This window comes from Halovenus carboxidivorans (assembly GCF_009831575.1).
Taxonomy (GTDB): Archaea; Halobacteriota; Halobacteria; order Halobacteriales; family Haloarculaceae; genus Halovenus; species Halovenus carboxidivorans.
The window spans coordinates 843,743-866,348 of record NZ_WUUT01000001.1; the positions used below are offsets into that span (position 1 = coordinate 843,743).

General features: G+C 65.8%; 20 protein-coding genes. 7 read left to right on the forward strand and 13 right to left on the reverse strand.

Annotated features, from left to right (window positions below; translation table 11 throughout):
* Positions 1-69 precede the first annotated feature (69 nt).
* Positions 70-1,731: a LolA family protein gene (locus GRX03_RS04230; RefSeq protein WP_159762908.1), complete on the forward strand. Its 1,662-nt coding sequence runs from the start codon at positions 70-72 to the stop codon at positions 1,729-1,731.
* Between the two features lie 79 nt (positions 1,732-1,810).
* Here GRX03_RS04230 and thiD read toward each other — a convergent pair whose 3' ends face one another.
* The 6 genes from thiD to phoU form a co-directional block, all read right to left on the reverse strand.
* Positions 1,811-3,157 (reverse strand): bifunctional hydroxymethylpyrimidine kinase/phosphomethylpyrimidine kinase, encoded by a 1,347-nt coding sequence (gene thiD / locus GRX03_RS04235; RefSeq protein WP_159762909.1) that lies wholly within the window; start codon positions 3,155-3,157, stop codon positions 1,811-1,813.
* 42 nt (positions 3,158-3,199) lie between these two features.
* Positions 3,200-5,680, reverse strand: coding sequence for a type II secretion system F family protein (locus GRX03_RS04240; protein WP_159762910.1), 2,481 nt, complete (start codon positions 5,678-5,680; stop codon positions 3,200-3,202).
* On the reverse strand, positions 5,677-7,320 hold the full coding sequence (locus tag GRX03_RS04245; protein ID WP_159762911.1) for a type II/IV secretion system ATPase subunit: 1,644 nt from the start codon (positions 7,318-7,320) through the stop codon (positions 5,677-5,679). The genes GRX03_RS04240 and GRX03_RS04245 overlap by 4 nt, the downstream gene beginning before the upstream one ends.
* Before the next feature lie 84 nt (positions 7,321-7,404).
* On the reverse strand, positions 7,405-7,929 hold the full coding sequence (locus tag GRX03_RS04250; RefSeq protein ID WP_159762912.1) for a DUF7549 family protein: 525 nt from the start codon (positions 7,927-7,929) through the stop codon (positions 7,405-7,407).
* Between the two features lie 38 nt (positions 7,930-7,967).
* Positions 7,968-8,729 (reverse strand): histidine kinase, encoded by a 762-nt coding sequence (locus tag GRX03_RS04255; RefSeq protein WP_159762913.1) that lies wholly within the window; start codon positions 8,727-8,729, stop codon positions 7,968-7,970.
* Positions 8,730-8,928: 199 nt separating this feature from the next.
* On the reverse strand, positions 8,929-9,603 hold the full coding sequence (gene phoU, locus GRX03_RS04260) for a phosphate signaling complex protein PhoU (RefSeq protein ID WP_159762914.1): 675 nt from the start codon (positions 9,601-9,603) through the stop codon (positions 8,929-8,931).
* Positions 9,604-9,742: 139 nt separating this feature from the next.
* Here phoU and GRX03_RS04265 point away from each other — a divergent pair, with 139 nt between their 5' ends.
* Positions 9,743-10,234 (forward strand): hypothetical protein, encoded by a 492-nt coding sequence (locus tag GRX03_RS04265; RefSeq protein ID WP_159762915.1) that lies wholly within the window; start codon positions 9,743-9,745, stop codon positions 10,232-10,234.
* Here GRX03_RS04265 and GRX03_RS04270 read toward each other — a convergent pair whose 3' ends face one another.
* The 3 genes from GRX03_RS04270 to GRX03_RS04280 form a co-directional block, all read right to left on the reverse strand.
* On the reverse strand, positions 10,235-10,717 hold the full coding sequence (locus GRX03_RS04270) for an SRPBCC family protein (RefSeq protein ID WP_159762916.1): 483 nt from the start codon (positions 10,715-10,717) through the stop codon (positions 10,235-10,237). It abuts the gene before it with no gap.
* A 39-nt stretch (positions 10,718-10,756) separates the two neighbouring features.
* Positions 10,757-12,013 (reverse strand): Glu/Leu/Phe/Val family dehydrogenase, encoded by a 1,257-nt coding sequence (locus tag GRX03_RS04275; protein WP_159762917.1) that lies wholly within the window; start codon positions 12,011-12,013, stop codon positions 10,757-10,759.
* An 80-nt stretch (positions 12,014-12,093) separates the two neighbouring features.
* Positions 12,094-12,948 carry an HpcH/HpaI aldolase/citrate lyase family protein gene (locus GRX03_RS04280; protein WP_159762918.1) on the reverse strand — a complete coding sequence of 285 codons (855 nt, stop codon included), beginning with the start codon at positions 12,946-12,948 and terminating at the stop codon, positions 12,094-12,096.
* Positions 12,949-13,026: 78 nt separating this feature from the next.
* On the opposite strand from GRX03_RS04280, the gene GRX03_RS04285 reads away from it, so the two are divergent.
* The 3 genes from GRX03_RS04285 to GRX03_RS04295 all read left to right on the forward strand — a co-directional run bounded on the left by GRX03_RS04285 (position 13,027) and on the right by GRX03_RS04295 (position 15,714).
* Positions 13,027-14,196: a hypothetical protein gene (locus GRX03_RS04285; protein ID WP_159762919.1), complete on the forward strand. Its 1,170-nt coding sequence runs from the start codon at positions 13,027-13,029 to the stop codon at positions 14,194-14,196.
* Positions 14,197-14,238: 42 nt separating this feature from the next.
* Positions 14,239-14,685, forward strand: a complete 447-nt coding sequence (locus GRX03_RS04290; RefSeq protein ID WP_159762920.1) for a MaoC family dehydratase — start codon at positions 14,239-14,241, stop codon at positions 14,683-14,685.
* 66 nt (positions 14,686-14,751) lie between these two features.
* A complete protein-coding gene (locus GRX03_RS04295; RefSeq protein WP_159762921.1) occupies positions 14,752-15,714 on the forward strand; it encodes a hypothetical protein in 963 nt (320 codons plus the stop codon).
* Here GRX03_RS04295 and GRX03_RS04300 read toward each other — a convergent pair.
* Positions 15,708-16,550, reverse strand: coding sequence for a class 1 fructose-bisphosphatase (locus tag GRX03_RS04300; protein WP_159762922.1), 843 nt, complete (start codon positions 16,548-16,550; stop codon positions 15,708-15,710). The genes GRX03_RS04295 and GRX03_RS04300 overlap by 7 nt on opposite strands.
* Before the next feature lie 2 nt (positions 16,551-16,552).
* Complete coding sequence (locus tag GRX03_RS04305) at positions 16,553-17,350, reverse strand: class I fructose-bisphosphate aldolase (protein ID WP_159762923.1); 798 nt, start codon at positions 17,348-17,350, stop codon at positions 16,553-16,555.
* A gap of 102 nt (positions 17,351-17,452) precedes the next feature.
* Between GRX03_RS04305 and GRX03_RS04310 the strand changes: the two genes are divergently transcribed.
* On the forward strand, positions 17,453-18,313 hold the full coding sequence (locus GRX03_RS04310; RefSeq protein WP_159762924.1) for a 3-hydroxyacyl-CoA dehydrogenase family protein: 861 nt from the start codon (positions 17,453-17,455) through the stop codon (positions 18,311-18,313).
* A 5-nt stretch (positions 18,314-18,318) separates the two neighbouring features.
* On the opposite strand, the gene ppsA is transcribed toward GRX03_RS04310, so the two are convergent.
* Positions 18,319-20,589, reverse strand: a complete 2,271-nt coding sequence (gene ppsA, locus GRX03_RS04315) for a phosphoenolpyruvate synthase (protein WP_159762925.1) — start codon at positions 20,587-20,589, stop codon at positions 18,319-18,321.
* 108 nt (positions 20,590-20,697) lie between these two features.
* Positions 20,698-21,591 carry a PhzF family phenazine biosynthesis protein gene (locus GRX03_RS04320; RefSeq protein WP_159762926.1) on the reverse strand — a complete coding sequence of 298 codons (894 nt, stop codon included), beginning with the start codon at positions 21,589-21,591 and terminating at the stop codon, positions 20,698-20,700.
* A gap of 117 nt (positions 21,592-21,708) precedes the next feature.
* Between GRX03_RS04320 and GRX03_RS04325 the strand changes: the two genes are divergently transcribed.
* A complete protein-coding gene (locus GRX03_RS04325; protein ID WP_159762927.1) occupies positions 21,709-22,515 on the forward strand; it encodes a GIDE domain-containing protein in 807 nt (268 codons plus the stop codon).
* The last annotated feature ends 91 nt before the right edge of the window (positions 22,516-22,606 follow it).

The window sequence follows — 22,606 nt, forward strand, 5'->3', positions numbered from 1 at the left end:
AGGGGCATCTGAGCAGTGAATGTTTCGACTGGCGAGGTTATATGATTCTCCCGCACGTATGGGAAATTAATGAGCGCAACCGACCGTCGACGGGGACAGACTGCCGTCCTCGCTGTCTCGCTCGTCGCGGCCGTCGCGGTGGTCACTGTCGCCGGCCTCATCTTCGCCGGCAGTAGCTCACAGACAGCAGAGCCGACGGCCGACGCAATCCTCGACGACGTCGAGGAGAAGTACAACGGCGCGGACTCGGTCGTCACGGACGCCGTGGTGACCGTCGAACGCGGCAATCGGACCGCACAGTTCGAGCTATCGGTGGCGACCGCCGGCGAACGCCAGGCACGGCTGAACATCTCCAGGGAGGACCGGTACGTCCTCCTCGGAACGGACGGCGAGACGATGTGGATTCACGACCCCGAGACGACACTCACGGGCGTGCTCCGGACGACCGGCGACGGGGTCGCTGGCTCGCTCCGCGCGGGCACCGAACAGCAGCAGAGCGCCCTCCCCGGACTCCCCATCTCGGCCGGAGAGATCGAACCCGACGATCAGGTGTCCGAACTGCTCGCGGAGTTCGACGGAGAGATTCCGCCGCAGTACGAGGCGGCACTCGAAGACCTGCCGGAGAACGCCACGGTCGCTGATCTCGTCGGTGACAACGGGACTGAGGCCGATCTGCCGGGCGAGTTCGACCGAGATACCGTCGACCTCGGGCAGTTCTCGACCAACGACAGCGAGCGACTTGGCGAGTTTTCGATCAACGACAGCGCGCGATTTGGCGAGTTCCTGAACAACGATAGCTCGCGGTTCGGCACGTTCTCGCTCAACGATACCGCGCAGTTCGGGAATCTCTCGGCGGCGTTCGGTGAGACCCCCTGGACCGGCAACCGGTCCGCCGACGGCTACGAGTTCGGCGGCTCCGACGGCTGGTCGCACAGTGGGGATGTCCTGTGGAACTCGACGGCTCTCGGCGGGTGGCGCGACGCCAACGGAACCCTCTCGGCTGGGAAACTCGACGGCTCTGCGTTCCGCGAGATGGCGTGGGTCGGTCAGCACTCCGGCGATTTCGAACCGGCCAACGCGACGGTCGACGCCGAACTCGTCGGCACGACGACGGTCGACGGAACAGACGCCTACGAACTCCGCCTGACGGGACTCCCTGAGGGGGTCGACGCCCGCCTCTGGGTCGGGGTGGACACCGACACGATCCTCAAACAGCAGTTCACGGCCGACGAGACGACGGTGACCGTCGACGTGACCGACACCCGGTTCGACGTCGCCGCCGCGGACAGCACCTTCGAGCCGCCGGGTGCGATGACGGTAGTCGAAGGGAACCTCTCCGTCGTCGGGACGGCCGCCGAACTCGACGGACAGACGCCCTTCGATGCCGTCGCCCCCTCTGCGGAGTGGACGTTCGAGCGCGGCTACGTTAGCACCATCGAGGCCGGTGGCTTCCCCGGGTTCTCCGGGATGGAACTCCCGGACCGCGCCGTCTCCGTCTACGCCGACGGCAACGCCACGCTCGTGGTCAGTCAGAGCGACGCGCAGCGTCCGCTCCCGGACGCGGTGGTGAATCGCAGCGAAACCGTGACTGTGGGTGACAAGACCGTCCAACTGTACGCGACCGGCGACCGGACCGCTGCCGTCTGGCAGACCCGGGGGACGCGAGTCTCGGTGGCCGGCGACATCTCCCGGAGTCGGCTCGAATCCGTGATCGGCGGAATCGACAGCTAAGAACTGTTCCCCCTCGTCACGGCGCCTGCGACCGGCCTGCAACACGGCTGTCCGCAGAAGGCGTCGTCACCCTCTCAGCTCAGTCCTGTTCGACAGCACCGAGCAACGAGGTCGCCCGCTCCGCGAGCGTCGGCGCGTCGGTGGCCAGCAGTGTCACCAGCGGCTCCCGACCGCCGCGGTCGATCACTCCGACCGGGGGGGTCGTCTCCTCGGCGAACGCCTGCCGGACGCCCCACGCCAGAGCCGGTTCCCCGTCGGGGCTGTTCGCCCGGTCGAACGCGCCGACGGGCCAGCCGAGCGTCTCCAGCGCGGCCTCGATATCGCTCCCGAACCGACAGTCGAGCGCGAACCGGTACTCGGGGTGGGACTCCCGGGCGGCAAGCAGCGTCTGTGCGACGTGGTCCGACGCGCCGTAGCGGACGTCCCCGCGGACCGCGATGCCGTCGGCCGCCCGGCCGATACGCCCCTCGACGGCCGCGCACTCGCCGGGCACCTCGGCGTACGGCGTCGCGCCGGCGACGTTCATCCCCACTTCGGGAACGAGCGCCCCGGCGTCTGCCTCCATTAGCGTCTCGAGCACGTTACGGACTGCCTCGGCCGTCGGTTCGCGCTCGGCCCGGTCGCGGGCGGCGACCATGTGATGCACCGCGCCCGGCCCCTCCCCCACGTCGAGGCTGTATCTGACCGCGCGGGCGAGCAGGTCGGTCCCGGTTCTGATCGCCGTTTCGAGGTCGTCGCCGTAGGCGAGTCGGGTCGCGATGGCCGAGGAGAGCGTACAGCCCGAGCCGTGTGTCGCGGCGGTCTCGACGCGCGGGTGGCTGATCCGCTCGACCCTCTCGTCGGTGACGAACACGTCGACGACCTCCTCGCCGTCGACGTGGCCGCCCTTGACGAGCGCGGCGTCGACGCCGTCCTCAATTAGCTGTTCGCCCGCCCGAACCGCCGCCTCGGTCGACTCCACCTCGATTCCGGTGAGCACCTCCGCCTCGTCGGCGTTCGGGGTGAGCAGTGCGGCTTCGCGGGCGAGATCCTCGTACGCCGACTCCGCTCCCTCGTCGAGCAGGCGGTCCCCGGAGGCGGCGACCATCACCGGATCGACCACCGCGGGAACGGATAGCTCGGTGAGCTTCTCCGTCACCAGTTCGATCACCTCCTCGGTCGCGAGCATCCCCGTCTTGACGGCTTCGACGGCGAAATCCTCCGCGACGGCCTCGTACTGGGCTTCGATCTCCTCGAGCGGGAGCAGATGCGTGCTCCGGACGCCGCGGGTGTGCTGGGCTGTGACGCTCGTGATCACGCTGGTCCCGAAGGCACCGCCGGCTTCGATCGTCTTCAGATCCGCCTGAATGCCCGCGCCGCCGCCGGAGTCACTCCCTGCAACGGTCAACACGACCGGCGGCTCGACGGGTGCGCGCTGTCGAGTCATACACGGGAGTATCACCGGCGCATACAAATCGGTGATGGATGCTCACTCGCCGTTCTCCTGCAGGTCGATCCGCTGGATCTGTACTTCGACACCCGGTTGCTCGCTGCTCCCGATCGACTCGTACGGCGCGTCGACTGTCTCTCCGCTGGACGGCCCGACGTAATCGAACCGCTGGTTGTCGTTCGTGTCCCGGTGGGCGACGATCCGGACGGTCTGTTCGTCCGCCAACTCCCGGTCGACCGGAACGACGACGTCGGTGTGCGTGCCGGGTTCGAGATACTCGGTCCTGCCCAGTAGCTCCCCTTCGACGCCGTCTTCGTCGTAGACCGCGACGTACCCGCCCTCGGAGAGCGACACCTCCTGGACACCGTAGACGTTGTTCTCGTCGGCGGTCACCCCCGTCGCGGAGATCGAGGCGACCGGCGAGGTGAGCAGGATCATGAAGATGTACCCGATCGTCACCATCACGGCGGCGTGTTTCGCGCCGTCGCGGAGCGATCCCTCGCCGAGTTGGCCGGCGATAAAGCCCGCGAACGCCGCCTGGATCATCGCGCCGTGGAAGAAGACGAGCGAGTACGCCGCCTTGTCGACGCTGCCGAGTTGGTCGAACTGGTTCGACCCGCTCGGGAGTCGGCTCACGCTATCGCCCGACGGCGCCGGCACGACATCCGGTAGGCTGGGGATGAGCACCTGATTGATCGCGGCGACGATCACCAGGAACACGAAAAAGGAGACGTAGATGACGACCAGATAGGTCATCATCTTCTGGCTGCGCTGGCGGCGCAGTTTCACCTCGGCGCGGGCCTGTTCGGCGGCGACCCGGAGCACCGGCCCCATGTCGCCGCTGGCCCGCATCGCGTTGGTCAACAGCGTGACGACCCGCGCCACGGCGGTCGTCCGGACCCGACGCCCGAGTCTGACGAGTGCGTCGCTGATGTTCGAGCCGTACTGCACGTCCCGCCAGATCCGCTCGACCTCCGGAGTGAGCACCCCGAGGTCGCTCCCACGGAGCCGCTCGAACCCCTCGACGACGGACATTCCGGCCTCGTTCAGGCTCGCGAGCCGTTCCAGTAGCTCCGGCATCGCCGCCTCGATGTGGTTCAGCCGTCGCTTGTAATACTCCCGGAATATCGCGTAGCTGACGAGGACGAACAGCGACGACTGGATCACGATGTCGTCCAGGACCCGGGTCGCGACGCCCTCCGCCTGAAACGCCGTCGGCAACCGCAGTGCCAAGACGACCGTCGCTATCGGGACCGTGATCCAGAGGATCTTCGTCGGGTTCCAGAGAAACGTCCGCAGGGGATTCCGGAGCCACCGCTTGACTCGACCCAGCCGGTCGTACAGCGCGATCATCCGCCAGTTGTCCACCTCGCGGCCGTCGGCGACGCCACCGTCTGGACGAGTGGCCCGACTCGCCGGCAACACGTTCGTCGGCGTCGACGCGCTGAGGTCGTCCAGAAAACCGGTCCCGCTCCCCCTTGCGATGCCGAGTTCGTCCAGTTTCTGCTGGAGGATCAGCGCGAAGGCGGCGTTACCGAGGGGGATCATCAGGTAGATCATCAGTTTCAACAGCATCAGCGTATCGGCGATCAACAGCCCGAACACGAGCAGAATCGTGATCAGAAACAGCGTCCCCGCGACGAGGACGGTCACGTACATCTCCGCAATCGTCGCGAGCAGTTCGAGCACTTCCTCCTGTCGTTCCTCCTGCTCGTCGCGGAACCGCTCGTACTGCTCGCGGAAAAACGTCGGCAGGTCGCTGCCGCTCTGGAGGATGCTGGTCATGTTCTCCGCGAAGGTCTTGAACTGCTCGCTGGGGGTCCGCCGTGCCATCCGCCGCAGTGCGCTGATCATGTCCCGTCCGAACAGGTCCATCTCCCGGACGGCGACGTTCATCTCGTTGGCCGCCTCGCCGTAGACCGCCCGGTTGCGGGCCAGCGTTCGGAGAATCTGCGGGAACTCCATGCCGCCCCGAGAGAGCGCGTACATGAAGGCGGTCGTCCGCGGTAGCCCCTCCTCGATACCTTGGGATCTGACCGACGCGGTGCTCGCCGGCAGTTGCCACCTGAAGACGTACGACAGCGCTGCGGTGACGACTCCGAGTCCGAACCCGCCGACGACCAACACGAGCCAGCGGGTCTGCGAACTGATGACGAACACGTAGTCCTCGGTCACGCCGAGCGGTTGTGTGATCGTGTCTGGCAGACCGGCAAGCGTCCGCACCAGCGGCTGGAAGACGGCGAGCACGAACGCGAGCAGGTAGCCGCCGAGAATCGTTCCGGCCAGAAACGCCATACAGACGAACAACAGCGTCTTGGCGGCGTAGGTCCGGTAGGTGTTCGTCGTGTAGGCGGCTTCGAGCCGTCGCTTCCGGCGCTGGCTCTCCGAGACGAACCGGCCGAACACCACCCGGCTGATCCGGTTGAGCGTCTTCTCCACGCGCGGGCTGAACTTCCCGAGCGCCCAGAGCACGACCAAGGCGACTCCGAGCACACTCGGGAGCGGCCAGAGCGGAATCATGCCTCGTCGAGTTCGACGCCCCGGTTCTCGATTCGGCGCATCACTTCCTCGGCGTCGGCGTAGTACTTGTTGACCATCGCGGTGAACCGCCGGTAGTCGCTGACGCCGTTGTCCTGCAGATACTTCAGGAACCGCCGTCGGTTCCGTAGTTCTTCGAGCAGTTCGGACTGGCTCCAGCCCCGTTCCTCCCGGATCTCGCTCAACAGTTCGGAGTTGTTCTCCGAGAACGCATCGGCCGTCGAGTCCCACGAGTAGGTGTTCGAGTAGTCCAGTTCGCCGGTCCGCTGGTCGATCCCTTCGATTTCGGCGATGGTCTTGGCGCGTCGAACGCGCTCGTCGCCGGTCCGACCGAGCACCTGCACCCAGAGGATATCCAGCGAGGTGACCATCGGCCGCGGCACGTTGATCGGCTCGTTTTCGAGTCGGTTGATTACCGTCTGCACCGAGTCGGCGTGCATCGTCGAGAAGGTCGTGTGGCCGGTGTTCATCGCCTGGAACAGCGTGATCGCCTCCTCGCCCCGGACCTCGCCGACGATGATGTACTCCGGCCGGTGCCGCAGCGCCGACCGCAGCAGGTCGTACATCGTGATGTCGGCATCACCCATCCGCTCGCGGGTCACCGAGGACAGCCAGTTGTCGTGATACAGCGACAGCTCCCGGGTGTCCTCGATTGTCAACACCTTCGACCGCGGCGGGATGAACATCGAGACGGCGTTCATCGAGGTGGTCTTGCCCGCCGCGGTCCCGCCCGCGAAGATCATCGAGCGGTTGTTCTCGATTGCCAGCCAGATGTACGCGAGCATCTCCCGGCTGACAGTGCCGAACTCCAGCAGATCGATCGGGGTGAACGGCTCCTCGGCGTACTTCCGGATCGTAAACGCCGATCCCTTCGGCGTCACCTCCTCGCCGAGCGCGAGTTCGATACGGGAGCCGTCCGGCAGCGTCGTCGAGACGACGGGATCGGAGACCGAGACGTGCCGTCCCGACCGCTGTGCGAGCTGGATGACGAAATCGGAGAGTTCGTCGTCCCGGTAGACGATGTTCGTCTCGATGTCGGTGTACTCGTCGTGATAGACGAACACCGGGAGGGCCGGCCCGTCACAGGAGATGTCCTCGATGTGGGGGTCGTGCATCAGCGGATCGAGCCGACCGTACCCCTGGAAGGCCCGGTAGAGGTAGTAAAACAGCCGGTAAAACGTCTCGTCGGGCACGTCGACGCCGTACTCTTCGAGGCGGTCGATCAACTCCTCGCGGAGGGCGTGTTCGGGCGTGTCCGCGACCTCCTCGCGGTACAGCAGCGGGCCGCGGATGTCCTCGAACAGGCGGTCGAGCAGTTCCTGCTCGAACTCCGTCAGTTCCGGTTCGACGACGTAGTAACGGTGTTCCGTCTCTTCGGGGTAGTAGTTGATCGAGACGAACGCGAAGGGGGCGTTGACCCAGTACCGCTCGACCTCCTCGTGGCCGTCGAGGCCGTCGAAGGTGACGAGTCTACCGTGACGCTCGGGATCGTAATCCGTCGGCGACACCGTCGACCCGGCCAGCGCCCGGGCGGTCCGCGTGAGCCATCCCGTGATCCCTCCGGCGCTCTCGGCCCTGCCTTCGAGCGCCTGCTCCCGTTCGGCTGACTCATCCTTTGCCATTGTTTGTTCCCCCGAACCGGCCGACGACCCAGTTGATATGATCGCTTACTGGGCCAGCTACTTAAATGGCACCCGGTGTGACGGTCAGGCCGACTGCGCGGTGGCGTCGTCGCTTCGCTCGATGCGTTCGGTCCGCAGCAGGATGACCCCCAGCACGACCTGCAGGACGACCCCGACCGGGACCGTCGTCCCGAGGTGGTTCCGGACGAGCAGGACGCATGCCCCGCCAAGCAGGACCGCGCTGGCGACCAGCAGACCGCCGAGGATCTTGACGGGGTCGACCGTCAGTGACTGGATCCGTTCTTCGGCGACGTAGTACGCGACGCTGAGTCCGAGGGCGACTCCGAACACTCCCGTTCCGGCGAGCCACAGGTAGGTGGCGTACGTTTCGCCGGTGTAAACGGAGAACTCGAGAAACCCCCAGACCCACAGGGGCCGCTCGCCGGGGATATTCAGCCCCGGCGTGAACAGCAGGTTGATCGCGTGAAACCAGAAGAAATAGCCCGTGGCTTCCCCGCGGGCGATCCAGGTCACCGCCCACGGAGCCAGCCCGCAGAGCCACGTCGAAAGCACCGCGAGTTCACCCGCGTACTCGGAACGAACCCACATACTCCCTGGGGGGAGCGCTCGTGGGTAAAAACTGTCGGCTACAGGTTGCTCCTGATGTACTCGGCGATGTCGTCGACGACCGACCGATCGTACGTCCAAAAGCCCTCCCACTTCGCGTCTCCGCTTTCGATGGCGAGCAAAGCGGCGCTTCGCTCGCCCGGTCGGTCCGGCGGCGGCCGGTAGACGACGAACCACGAGTGCTCGAAGTCTCTCGTCCGCCCGTAGTGGGCGGTCACGTCGAGTTCGTCTGTCGGTCGCCAGTCCGGCTTCCCGTAGACGTGTACGTCGACGTCGGTGTCCGACACCTTCCGGTAGGTGCGCCGCGTCCCGCGTTCGTCTTTGATCCGCGAGAGGCTCTGGAACGACGACCGCAGGACGCCGTCTCCGACCTCGTACGCCCGGCGCTCGATGTGCCGCGAGATGAGAATCAACAGCAGTTTCTCCGTGTTCGACTCGGGGTAGCCGCGCAGCGAAAACCGGATGTCGGTCAGCGCGTCGATTACGTCCGGGACGTTCGTTTCGTCGAGGCTCCGCGTCCCGGTCGTGTACAGATCCGAGTTAACCATCAAAATCGCGTCGTGCAGGGCGTCGAGCGACGACTCCGCGATAACGTCTCCGTCCTTCAGCAGGAGTACCGTATTCTCCGGGTACGTCCCGTCGACTGTCTCTCTGACATCGACGGTCTGCTCGGCGAACAGGTTCTCGACCATCCGCTGGAACGGCTCCGGCTGTGTCCGATTCGTGACGACGAGTTTGTAACCGCCATCGTCCGGAACCGACAGAAACCTGTCCAGGCCCATGTGATGGCTGGCCGTACACCACCGAGGAATTTGAATCTGGTGTTGGTTATCATCGCTAATGTTTGCGGTTCACCCTAATTTACATGAAATTCTCGGCCACGTCGTGAAGTTACACGTGTTAACTAGAAATGCCGTTTCAATTGCAGAAAATTCGGTACCGCTCTGTTGTTTCTGACACGTGGTCCTTCGCCGCCCGGGATCAGTACAGGAGTTCGTCGTCGGATTCGACCATGTACAGCGTCCGTGCGGCGATGTTGACCGCGTGGTCGCCCACTCGTTCGAGGTCCCGGATCGTCAACAGCAGCCGATACACGTCCTGCATCGTCTCTTGAATCTGCTCTTCGGCGGTGATATCCTGCCGTTCGATCAGGTCGCGCACGACCAGTTCGGAGGCCTCCTCACAGAGCTCGTCGATTTCGTCGTCCCGGTCGGCAATTTCGATGCAGGCCTCGGCGTCTTCTGTGTCGTACGCCTCCATCGCGTCTTCGACCATCTCGATGGTCTTCGAGCCGATGGCCTGGATGTCGACCTCGGGGAAGGTGTCTTTCTGCGCGTCCAGGGAGTAATCGCCGAGATTCGTCGCCAGGTCCGCGATCCGCTCCAGATCGGTGATGATCTTGAACGACGCCGCGATGAATCGGAGGTCGCCGGCGACGGGCTGCTGGAGCGCGATCAGGTCGATACACTCCTGTTCGAGTTCGAGATACATCTCGTTGATCTCGTGGTCGCCCTCGATCACCTCCCACGCGAGGTCCTCGTCTTTGTCCTGCAACGCATCGAGGCCCATCTGCAGGCGCTCGATGACGAGTTCGCTCATATAGAGGATATCGTCGGATAGTTTCTCCAGGCGTTGTTGGTAACCGTCTCTGGGCATACTCCCACCATGACACTCCCTGGGTTAGTAGCTTGTGTGTGCCCTGACGGCGCTGCGCTCGTCGCCGGATCCATCGCCGAGTTTCTCGGTTATCGCCGTCCTCGACAAATTTATACTGTTCCCGTCTGAAATAATCTCTGTGGCGGACGACGACGTCTCAGTTCTGACCGCTGCTGCGGTGTTTCTCGGTGCGGCGGTACTCGTCGGAGCCCCGGTGACGGCTCTCGCGCTCGGACTCGTCGGGGCCGTTCTGGACGCGGTCGGCGTGTCGATCACGCTGGGAACCGGGATCGTCGATACTCTCGCCGCACTCACCATCGCTGTCGCCGTGCTGTGGCTCTGGCTGCAGATCTCCTACGAGGCCGCCCAGCTACAGGTGTACGGTACCGCGGCCCTCTCCCGCGGGCCGCGCTGGGCTGTTCTCGTCCGTCATCTCCTGCTGTCCGGGGCGGTCCTGGCTGTGCTCGTCTCCGTCGCGATTCTGGGCGTGTCGGGTGCGCTGGTGTTGGTCTCCGGGCCGTCAGTTGCGGCGCTGCCCGGCCTCGCGCTCGCAGCCGCCACGGTCGCCGTGCTCGTTCGCGCTGGCCGAGCCTTTCGTGACAGACTGGGAGACGGCAGTCACTCCGGGTAATTACCCCTCCAGTAGCTCCTTCGTCCGCCGGTGACGGTATCGGAAGAACGGCTCGAAGCCGACGACGCCGAAGGGGCCGGCCGCCTGCCCGAGCGGTCCGAACGGAAACTCGTAGCGAACGCGGTCGCGGACGACCGTCTCCCCGTCGTCAGCGTAGAACATGTGCGTGTGTTCCCACTCCGGAAACGGTCCCTCCGCCATCTCGTCGACGAAGTAGGCGGTCCCGCCCGAGTGTTCGCGTTCGGTAATCTTCGAGACCCAGTCCTGTCGGGGGCCGACGTTCAGCGGCCGGACCGACGAGCGAATCTCCGATCCGGCGTCGAGCACGTCCGGATTCGGCCTGCCGTCGGGACCGGTCACCGACTCGATTTCGAGGTTCATCCAGCCGGGTGTCAGCGCGACCAGTCCGGACTCCGTCGAGTGAAACTCCCAGACTTCCTCGAAGGGTGCGGCGACCCGAACGGACCGTTCGTACGTAGCCATACAGACCCCTGGGCATCCGGGGAGAAAACGGTGTGGTTGTCAGGGCCAGATGCCGCCTTCCTCGGCCGCCCGGACGACGCGCTCGAGCGCGACCGTGTACATGGCCACGCGCAGCGTCGGCACGTCCAGACGCTCGTAGGCGTCGACCATCGAGTCGAACGCGTCGGTGATGTACCGTTCGAGTTCGTCGTTGACGCGCTGTTCGGTCCAGGGGAACCGCTGGCGGTTCTGTACCCACTCGAAGTACGAGACGGTGACGCCGCCGGCGTTCGCGAGGATATCGGGAATCACGTAGACGTCCCGTTCGGCCAGCACGTCGTCGGCGTCGGGAGTTAGCGGCCCGTTAGCGGCCTCGGCGATCAGGTCCGCGCTGACGGCCTCGGCCAGTTCGGCGTCGATGGCGTTTTCGAGCGCGGCGGGGACCAGCACGTCCACGTCGGCGGTCAACAACTCCTCGTTCGTCCATTCCTCGGTCGCACCGTCGAACCCGCTCAGCGATCCGGTCTCGGCCTTGTATTCCTTTGCCGCCTCGACATCGAGGCCGTCGCCGTCGTATATCGCACCGCTGGAGTCCGAGGCCGCGACGATATCCGCGCCGAGGTCGTCGAGCAGGCGCGCCGCAATCGACCCGGCGTTTCCGAAGCCCTGCACGGCGACGGTCGCGTCGGTCACGTCCCAGCCGAAGTGGTCGAAGGCCTCGCGCACGACGAGCATCACGGACCGGCCGGTCGCCTCGACGCGGCCCTGACTCCCCCCGCTCTCGATTCCTTTTCCGGTGACAACGCCTGGCTCGGTCGTCCCCTCGAGCGTTTCGTAGGTGTCCTTGAACCAGTTCATCTCCCGCTGGCCGGTGTTGACATCCGGGGCGGGGATATCGCGGTCCTCCCCGACAAGCGGCCGCAGTTCCTCGGCGTACGCACGGGTGAGCCGTTCCAGTTCGGCCTCGGAGTACTCGGCCGGGTCGACCCTGATCCCCCCTTTTCCACCGCCGTACGGGACGTTCACGGCCGCGCACTTGTAGACCATCCAGCCCGACAGCGCCTTCACCTCGGCCCGGTTCACCCCCGGGTGGTACCGGATTCCCCCCTTGTACGGCCCGCGGTCGCCGTTGAACTGCGACCGATACGCCTCGAACAGTTCGATCGATCCGTCGTCCATCTCGACTGAGAGGTTCAACTCGAGAACCCGCTCGGGGTTGCTCAGTCGTTCGAGCACGTCCTCCCCGAGGTCGATGGCCGCGCCCGCTTCCCGCACCTGCTCCTGTAAACTCTCGAATGGGTCCGCTTCGCCGGTCATGCTTACCCAGTCGCTCACGACGTGCAAAAGGTTGACGACCAACGAATAGTCGGAAAGTGCGCTTCTGGATCGACGACTGGTCAGTCCTCGACCGATACGCCGGCCGCAGTTGCCCGTTCGATCACCTGCTCCGCCTGCGCGATCAGTGGAGCGTCGATCATCTCTCCGTCGACGGCAAATACGCCTTTCCCTTCCTGATCGGCCTGTTCTTTCGCGGCCAGCACGCGCTCGGCCCACTCGATGCGCTCTCGGTCGGGCGTGAACGCCTCGTTGATCACCGACACCTGGGCTGGGTGGATCGCCATCTTTCCGTCGAAGCCGAACTGGACGGCGCGCTCGCTTTCGGTTTCGAGGTACTCGGTCCGCTCGAAGTCAGTCACGAGGGTGTCGATGCAGTCGACTCCGGCACTGCTCGCCGCGAGGACGACCCGCTGGCGCGCGTAACCGATCTCCTCGCCGTCGTCGGTGCGGGTCGCACCGATGTCGGCGGCGAGGTCTTCCGCGCCGAACAGCAGCGCCTCGACATCGCGCTGTCCGCCGATTCGCTCCGCCGAGAGAACTCCAGCGGCAGTTTCGAGCAACGCCAGGATCGGTCGCCGCCACCCGACCGCGTCGAATCGCTCGTGGAGCCTCTCTATCTGGTCCGGACCCGAGACTTTCGGGAGTACCACGCTGTCGACCGACGCTACGGCGTCTGCAAGCGCGGCGAGATCCGCCGACCCTTCCCCGTCGATGGGATTGATCCGGACGCACAGTTCACACTCGGGATCGATACCGTCGAGCACCGACACGACCGCGTCCCGCGCCGCCGACTTCTCGCTCGGCGCGACGGCGTCCTCCAGATCGAAGACGACGACATCTGCCCCGCTCTCGGGTGCCTTCCGGAGGAGCTCCGGCTGGTCGCCCGGGGAGAACAGGACGCTTCTGCGAGCCATGTCCCGGGATTCACGCGGGCCGACAAAAACACTGGTGTTGACCCGGAGAATAAGAGGCTCCGCGCCCAACACGGGGCAATGGAAGCGTCTCCCGAGACGTTCGTCACGCGGGCAAGCGACCTCTCCGCGGGCCGGCCAGCACCCGAGTGGCCGGTTCACGGCGGCGCAGTCGACGGCTTCTCGGCGCGCGCGGGGGACGGCGGGCGCGTACAGATCCTTGCCCTTTCGGAGAGCGCCACGGCGAGACAGCGCCGGGCGTTCGTGCGCGCCCGCTCGGAGTGGCTGGAACGTGCGGACACGGAGCGACTCGTCTCCGTCGTCGCCACCGGCGACGAGCCCCGACCGTGGCTCGCCGTCGACCCCCCATCTGATCCGGCAAAACCCCTCTCAGCGGCCGCTGTCCGCTCGATCATGATCGATCTCGCGGAGGCGTTCTGGCTGATCGAGAGCGCCGACCGCCCGGTTCCGACCCGGGAAGCGGTCCGTATCGATCCGACGGCCGAGCGCGCTCGGGTCTGCTGGCCGCTGGAAGCCGAGTCCACACCTGCCGATGGGGTCGACCGAATCGCCAGGCTCGGTGCCGAGTTGCTCACCGGAGAGACGCCGCCGCCCGAGCGTCCGTTCGACTGGCCGCAGAACGGCCCGCCGCCGCGTCTCTGGCAGACGATCGAGTCCGTTCTCGCCGGTTCGTCGTCGATTCGGTCGTGTTACGAACTGAAACGTGCCCTGTTGTTCGGGCCGACCACGCCGCCGGTCGAGCGGTCGCCACCGGAGCCGTCGGAGCCGGATCAATCGGGCGAGAGCGCAACACAGAGTCTCCCCGAACAGGTGAGTCGCCGGACGCTCGTCGGCGTGCTCGGGGTCGGCGCGCTCGGCGCGACGGGCCTGTTCGCGCGCGGGACCGGCCGAGAGGGCGGTGAGACGGAGGCTGATTCGGGACCGCCGCAGGCATCCTTCTCGTTCGAGCAGGGACAGACGACACTGACGGTGACACACACCGGCGGCGATCCGATCGAGGCCGGCAACCTCGTCGTCCGGAACACGCGGGTCAGCGGAATCGGTGCCTACCGGTGGTCGGACTACGAGGGCTACGACGAGGAGACGATGGTCACCGAGGGCGACTCCATCGTGATCGACCGCGGGGTGCTCAGCATGTGGTACGCCTACGTCGGCTGGGAAGATCCGACCGGGGACCGCGAAGTCGTCCTCGAACGCCGCCAGATCAGCGAGGAGGATCTGTACTCCTGATCCGGCGGTAGCTATTTCTTCCCGGCTTGCGAGCCGACTCGTATGACTGGCCTGTACTACGAGGAGTTCGAGGTCGGCGACCGGATCGAACACGAGAAACGACGGACGATCAGCGAGGCGGACAACCAACAGTTCTGCGATATGACGATGAACCAGCAGCCGTTGCATCTCGACAGCGAGTTCGCCGCCGACACGGAGTTCGGCGAGCGCGTGGTCAACGGTCTGTACACGATGAGTCTGGCCGTCGGCCTGACGATTCCGGACACGACCGACGGCACTATCGTCGCTAACCTCAGCTACGACGACGTCGAACACCCCAACCCGGTTTTCCACGGCGACACGATCCGGGCCGAAACGGAAGTGCTCGACAAACGCGAGACCAGCGACGGCGACCGTGGCATCGTCACGATGCGCGTCGAAGCGTTCAATCAGGAGGACGAACTGGTCTGCTCGCTCGAACGCACCGCGCTCTCGCTGAAACGGGACTGACCGTTCGGCCTGCGGCCGGGGACGGCGAATGGATTTATATCGCCATCCCCCGTACCCACCGGGGTGATGGCCGCCCGATTGCGTCGGCGTCGTGCCGTGTTGCTCGTCACTGCGATCTGTCTCGCTGCCGGCCTGGCGGCGCCCGCCGTCGCCGGACCCGGCGAGCAACCACAGACCTCGACCCCGACCGGTCCCCCATCGACATCCCTGCTCGCCCAGGAGTCCCAGAGTTCGATCTCTTCGATCACGATCAACCGGACCACGGTCCGGGCCGGGGAGACGGTGGCGATCACCGCAATCGTCGAGAACACCGCTACCGAACGGCAGACGATACCCACGACCCTGACAGTCGGCGGCGAGACGAGAGCGACACAGCGCCCGTCCGTCGATCCCGAGTTCCCCGTCGTCGTCCGCTTCGAGGTCACGCTCGACGACCCCGGGGAGTACGCGGTCGCCGTCAACGGCGTCGAAGCCGAGCAGACGGTGACGGTTCGATCACCCGGCGGCGACGGATCTGAGGACGCCAACGAACAGTCCAGCGAGAACTCGGCTTCGGCGGACGGCCCCCCGACCCTCTCGGTCTCCTCCGAGAACATCACCGTCGAGAGCGTCGAGGTAGAGCCGTCGTCTGTCGATCCCGGACAGACGGTCGAGGTGACCGCGCTGCTCGTCAACACCCGACCGGAGATCGTGAACGTCTCGGTCGCGCTCGAAATCGACGGGACTGTGGTCACGACCAGCGTCGCGGAGAACGTTCTCTCACAGACCAACAACCCCGGGCTGACGATTCCCTACACGTTCGAGTACACGCCCGAGGAGTCGGGGACGTACACGGTGAGCGTCAACGGGACGCAGGCGGGCAGTGACCTGGAGGTCTCCGGTGGCGGTGGGTTGTTCGGATTCCTCGGAGGACTCCCGCTCGGATTCCTCCCGCTCGGTCTGCTCAGGCCGCTCTTCCTGTTCGTCGTGCTCCCGCTCGCGCTCGTTTACGGCGTGTTGAAGGCGCTCGCGATCTACCTCGGTTACTGAACTGCTGATTCGAGGTCGTCGATCAGCGACTCGTTGCCGACGAAAAGCGGCGTCCGTTCGTGTAGCTCCTGCGGTGTCTTGTCCAACAGTGACTCCGATCCGTCGCTCGACGCACCGCCGGCCATCGAGACGATGGCCGCAATCGGGTGGCCCTCGAACTGCAGTCGGAGTTTCCCCTCCGGCCGGTCCGCGAGCATCGGGTAGCCGAACAGGCCGCCGTAGGTCAGCACCTGATTCACGTCCGCGACCATCGCGCCGCCGTAGCGGAGTTTGAGCCGTCTGTTCTCGATCTCTTCGACGAACGAGGCGAACGCCTCGGGCCAGTCGGGTGCCCGACCGCCGAAGCCGTAGACGACGGGATCGTCCGGAACCGTCACGTCCTCGTCGAGTACGGCTCGGTCCCCGTCCTCGACCAGGTACTCGGTGACGGTCCCGTCGACGGCGGTGACCATCGTCGTCGTCGGGCCGTAGAGGACGTACGCCGCGGCGACGAGCGCGTCCCCGCCCGCGGGCAGTGGCTCGTCGTACACCCCGACGATTGTCCCCATCCCGTTGTTGGGCTTGAGATTCGAGGAGCCGTCGAGAGGATCGCAGGCGACGTGGTACTCCCCGCTGTCTTCGACGACCTCGTCGCGCTCCTCGCTGGCGTACGATCCCACCGCCGGGATGTCGAGCAGCCGCTGTTCCAGCCGCTCGTCGGCGTAGATGTCGGCCGCGAGTTGCTGCTCGCCGCTGGGATTTTGGCCCTCCTCGTAGGAGCGGCGCTCGCCGAGAATCGAGCGCACGTCCCCGGCTGTCTCTGCGACGGTCTCGAAGACCGCGTCGATCTCGTCCATCGCTACTGTTCCGTCGCGGCCAGTGCCGTCTCGACGGAACTCTCCTCGAAGATGATCTCTTCGAGGCCGTCGAGGATCGCTTCGGGGTTCTCTCGCTGGAAGACGTTGCGACCCACCGCCAGCCCGGACGCGCCGGCGTCCATCGCGGCCTTGACGGTCTCGAGGAACTCCCGGTCGCTGGTCTTCGAGCCACCGGACATGATGACCTTCGTCCGCCCCGCCATCTCGACGACCTCCTCCATCGCTTCGGGACTCCCGGGGTATTTCACCTTGGCAACGTCGGCACCGAGTTCCAGCGCCTGTCGGGCGGCGTAGGCGATAGTGCCGGGTTTCTTGTCGTTTTTCAGCCCCTGGCCGCGCGGATAGGACCACATGACGACCGGCATGTCGCGCTCGCGAGCGGCCTCGTGGGCGTCGCGGAACTCCTCGGCCATCTCGATCTCGTGATTGGAGCCGCCGTACAGCGTGAACCCGATGGAGTCCGCACCGATCTCGTCGGCGTACTCGACCGACCAGTTCACGGCCGAATCGGGTTCGCCCATCCAGAGGTTCGACGTGCCGTTCAGTTTCGCCAGCAGGGTCACGTCCTCGGCGTAGTCCGGATAGTACGCCTCGGCGACGCCCTTCTGGACCGCGAGGCTGGTGACCGCCGGGTGTGTCGCGACCTCGAAGACGTGTTCCGGATCCGCGCTCTCCGGCACTGCCTCGAAGTCGACCGGCCCGTGTTCGAGTCCGTGATCGTACGCCAGAATGAGCACCTTGCCATCCCGTGTGAGCGGTGAATCGTCGATAGGTCGCATCTGTACTCGTTGGTGCGGACAGTTGGCGTAAATGCTTTACTCACCACAGCCACCGTGGGTCGGCCCCCCAGACTTACACTGCTCGCAACCACATCTCGGCACATGCGCGAACTGGACGCAATCGACACCGTCGGCGTCGTCGGAGCCGGCAACATGGGGAGCGGAATCGCACAGGTCGCGGCGATGTCCGGCTACGACGTGGTGATTCGGGACATCGAACAGGAGTACGTCGAGAACGGTCTCGAAACTATCGAGTTCAGTCTCGACGACCTCGTCTCCCGCGGCGAAATCGACGAGACGGCCGCGGAGGACACCCTCGACCGCATCACCGGCACGACCGACCTGCCGGACATCGCACGGGCAGATCTGGTCGTCGAGGCCGTGCTTGAGGAGATGGGCGTCAAACAGGAGGTCTTCGAGGAACTGGATACGATCCTCGACGACGACGTGGTGCTGGCGACGAACACGAGCACGCTCTCGATCACCAGCATCGCCGCCGCCACCGACCGTCCCGAACTGGTCGTCGGCCTGCACTTCATGAATCCCGTTCCGATCATGGAGGGTGTCGAAGTCGTCGTCGGCGAACAGACCGACGAGGCGGTCGTCCAGTTGGCCCACGACTTCGCCGAGGATCTGGACAAGACCACCTGGGAGGCCGAGGACAAGCCGGGGTTCGTCGTCAACCGGGTGCTGATGCCCTGGATCAACGAGGGGATCCGCGCCTACGACGAGGGCGTCGCCAGCAAAGGCGACCTGGACACGGGACTGAAACTCGGGACGAACGTCCCGATGGGGCCGCTCGAACTCGCGGACCACATCGGTTTGGATATCGTCCTGAACGCGAGCGAGACGCTGTACGAGGAACTCGGTGATCGATACAAGCCGGCCTACCTGCTCAAGCGGAAAGTCGAAGCGGGCGACCTCGGCAAGAAGACGGGCAAGGGCTTCTACGAGTACGAGTAGCTTCTCTACCGCACCGAATCGAGCAGGAGTCGCTGCTCGACGCGCTTGACCTCGTGTTGCACGTCCCGGACGGCGTCGATGTTGGCGCTGATCGAGGTGACGCCCTCGTTGACGAGGAACCGAACCATCTCGGTATCAGAGCCGGCCTGTCCGCAGATGCTCGTCTCGATGTCGTGCTCGCGGCAGGTCTCGATCGTCTGGCTGATCAGTTCGAGGATCGAGGGGTGCATCGCGTCGTAGCGGTCGGCGACGTTCTCGTTGTTCCGGTCGACTGCGAGGGTGTACTGCGTGAGATCGTTCGTCCCGAAACTGGCGAAGTCGATGCCCGTCTCGGCCATCTCCTCGATGCCGAGCGCGGCGGCGGGCGTCTCGACCATCACACCCCAGGAGCGCTTTTCGGTGTCGATGCCGACCTCCTCCATCAGTCGCTTCGCCCGGAGCACGTCCTCGCTGTCGTTGACCAGCGGCAGCATGATCTCGACGTTGTCGTAGCCCATCGCGTACAGTTTCCGGAAGGCTTCGAGTTCGTATTTGAACACCTCCGGCCGGTCGAGGCTACGCCGGATCCCGCGGTAGCCGAGCATGGGGTTGTGCTCTTCCGGTTCGTCCTCGCCGCCGTCGAGTTGGCGGAACTCGTCGGTCGGCGCGTCCAGTGTGCGGGCGCGTACCGGACGGGGGTAGAACTCCTCGGCGACCGTCCGGACGCCCTCGACGATCTGGTCGATGTACGCCTCCGTGCCGTTGTCCTCGATGTACCGCTCGGGTGTCTTGCCCAGCGAGAGGATCATGTGCTCGATGCGCAGCAACCCGACGCCGTCCGCGCCGGTCGCCGCGGCCCGCTCGGCGGCGTTCGGGATGGAGACGTTGACCTTCACCCGCGTCGCGGTCATCGGCTTGACCGGGGTGTCCGGTCTGACCTCCTCGACGGCGTCGTGGTCTGCCGTCTCGTCGGCACCGGGTTCGACGCTGCCTTTCTCGCCGTCGATCGTGATATACTGGCCGTCTTCGAGCTGTCGGGTGGCTGTTTCCGCCCCGACGACCGCCGGCACGCCGAGTTCTCGGGAGACGATAGCGGCGTGGGAGGTGGTCCCACCTTCGTCCGTGACGATGCCGGCGGCGCGTTTCATCGCCGGCACCATGTCGGGCGTGGTCATCTCCGCGACGATGATATCGCCTTCCCCGATCTTGTCCAGCTGGTCGAGATTCTCGATGATCTTCGCCTCGCCGGAGGCGCGTCCGGGCGTCGCGCCGAGACCGGAGACGACGCCGCCGCCGTCGTCAGTCGTCTGTGCCGCGGCCGCCCCGCCGTCGGCGACGCCGCCCTCGGTGGCACCCTCGCTGATGGTCGTGATCGGGCGGGACTGCAACAGGTAGAGTTCGCCGTCGTAGATCGCCCACTCCACGTCCTGCGGTTCGCCGTAGTACTCCTCGATCATCTCGCCGGTCTCGCGGAGCTGTTCGAGCTCGGCCGCCGAGAGCACCTGCTCGGTCTGCTTCTCGGCGGGCACCTCCCGTTCGACCGTCTCGCCGGTCTCGCCGTCACGGACGTGCATCACCTTCTTCTCCGCGACGGTCTTGTCCTGGATCTCGCCGGTGTTGCGGTCGACGACGTAGTTGTCCGGCGTCACGGCACCGGAGACGACCGCCTCGCCCAGTCCCCACGCGGCCTCGATGGTGACGACCGGCGCACCTGTCGAGGGGTGGCTCGTGAACATGACGCCGCTTTTGTCGGCGTCGACCATCTGCTGGACCACGACCGCGATGTCGACGACTTCCTCGGCGAAGCCCTGTTCCTGGCGGTAGTAGAGCGCGCGCTGGGTGAACAGCGACGCCCAGCACTCCCGGACCTTGTCGACCAGATCCTCGCCGGTGACGTTGAGAAACGTCTCCTGCTGGCCGGCGAAGGAGGCGTCTGGCAGGTCTTCCGCGGTCGCGGAGGAACGGACCGCGACGGGCACCTCGTCGCCGAGCTCGTCGTAAGCGCCCAGGATCTCCTCGTGAAGTTCCTCGGGCATCGGCGTCTCGCGGATCAGTTCCTGTGCGGCGTCGGCTGCCTCCGCCAGCGCCGCCGAGTCCTCGGTCTCGATGTCGACGAGTTCGAACAGCTCGTCGTCGATGCCGGTTGCCTCGATAAATGAGCGGTACGTATCCGCCGTCACGACGAACGCGGGCGGGACGGGCAGCCCCGCGGAGGTCATCTCCCCGAGCGATGCCGCTTTCCCGCCGACGGTTTCCAGGTCATCTCCCCGGATGTCGTCCAGCCAGAGTACAGCCATGTACGTGCTCGTAGCATCAGCGACAAAGGTAATGAAGCTTCTGAACCACTGCCGAATACTGACCGGTTTGTGACACGCAGGCCCGTCTAACCGGGGGTTGAGCGGGGATCACACCTCGATGATCCCGTCGTCGTCGTCTTCCGGGACCGCGAGGCTCCCGTCGAGACTCGTCAACGCGGTTCCGCCGACGCTTGGCTCCCGCTCGACGGTCGCCCGCACCGTCGAGGGGCGGTCGAGAAACAGCCCGGACTCGACGGCGATCTCGTCGCGTTCGCCGTCGAAGACGGCGTGATCCGCGAGGTGTGCCGTGCAGGCGGCCACGCCGACGCCGCTGGCCCCTCGCTCGCAGCCCCGCGCCTCCGGGTCGAACACCCGTGCGTGTACGTCCGTCTCCGCCGCGAGCGTGTCGAACGTGAAGGCGACGAGCCGGCTCGCGTCGGCGTCGTCGAGCAGATGCGCGACCGTCCCCGTGTCGGGCGTCGCCCCCGAGAGGTGTTCGAGGAAGTTGACCGCCACCAGCAGCGTCCCGCCGAAGGAGCCCACCCGCGCGATCGGGAGGTCCGCCCCGACATCTTCCAGCGCCGCGACGTCGACTCCGATCGCGTCCGCGATCCAGTCGGTATCGACGGCCGGAAACTCCGGCGTCGCCGTCGGGACGTCGACCGTCACCGTCCCGTGTTTGTCGAGTTCGACCCCGAACGGGCCGGCGGGATCGGTCTCGCCTGCGACGGCGAGTTCGTACGCACCGGGTTCGAGCGCGCCGCGGTTGTAGAGGCCGGCGGCCCCGGCGGTCGCCGCGGCGACGACGGCCTGCGCGCCGTCCCAGTCGGCGTACTCGATTGTCTCGCCGTCGAGCGAGACGACACCGCTCGTTCCGAACTCGCCCGCCGCCCGGCCCCGCTGGCTCGCGGACATCGACCCGGTGGGATCGACAGCGACCGGTCGGCCGCCGGTTGGCTCGTCGGCGAACGCGTCGACTAACAGGACTTCGCGCCGTTGCATACCCGCACTCTCTCCCGCCGCGTGAATGAACCTGTTGCTCGGGGGACCTCCATCCGGTCGTCTCTCGCAGAGAGAACGACAGTATGACTTACACTGCTTCGTCCGGTGGTTTCTCTCATGAGCGAGTTCGTCTTCTCCGGGTCGGGGCTCGCGCTCGGCGGGGGTCTGGTGTCGATGCTGATTGCCGTCGGGGCGCTGGTCAAGTCAAAACAGGAGTTCGGTCCCGCGATCGCAATCTTCCGGAACGACCCGCTCGCGGTTCAGGATCTCGTCTATCACGACGGCCCGGCCGAGGTGGAGGGGACTGCACGAGGCGACGAGAAGGGCGTCGAGGCGCCGTTCACCGGCACCGTCTGTCTCGCCTACGAGTACGAGGTCCAGGAGTACAAAAGCAGCGGGCAGCACAGCCACTGGAGCACGCTCGACGAGGGGCGCGCCTCCGTCCGGTTTCTCGTCGAGGACGAGACGGGGGCGGTCCAGATCGACGACGCCGACGCCGAACTGCACCTCACCTCCGAGACGCTGGAACTCTCCCCCGGCGACGAACCGCCGGCACGGATCGCCCGGTACATAAGCGAGTCCGAAGACGTGGAGCATCAGGACAGCACGCTGGATCTCGGCATCACCGAACTCAACTTCGGCAACAAACAGCGGTTCATCGAGCGGCGTCTCGACATCGACGAGCAGGTACACGTCTACGGCACGGTCGAGCGCGCGCCGGCCGGCGAGTGGGGGTCGAACCTGGTGGACGCGATGCTCACCAGTGGTCGGAACACGCCGCTGGTCATCTCCGACGGCTCCGAGCGGGACACGGCCTGGCGCATCGTCAAGAGCCACCTCGGCTGGCCGCTTCTGGCCGTCATCTGTCTTCTCGTCGGTCTCTACGGGCTCGCGCTCGGTCTCGAACCGCTTCTCGTCGGGTAGCTACTCGGCGCTTCGCTCCTCGGGGGTGTCGATCCGCGGCCGTTCGAACGCGCCCTGCGTTTCTCACTCTCTCGCCGTGCGCTCGAACAAC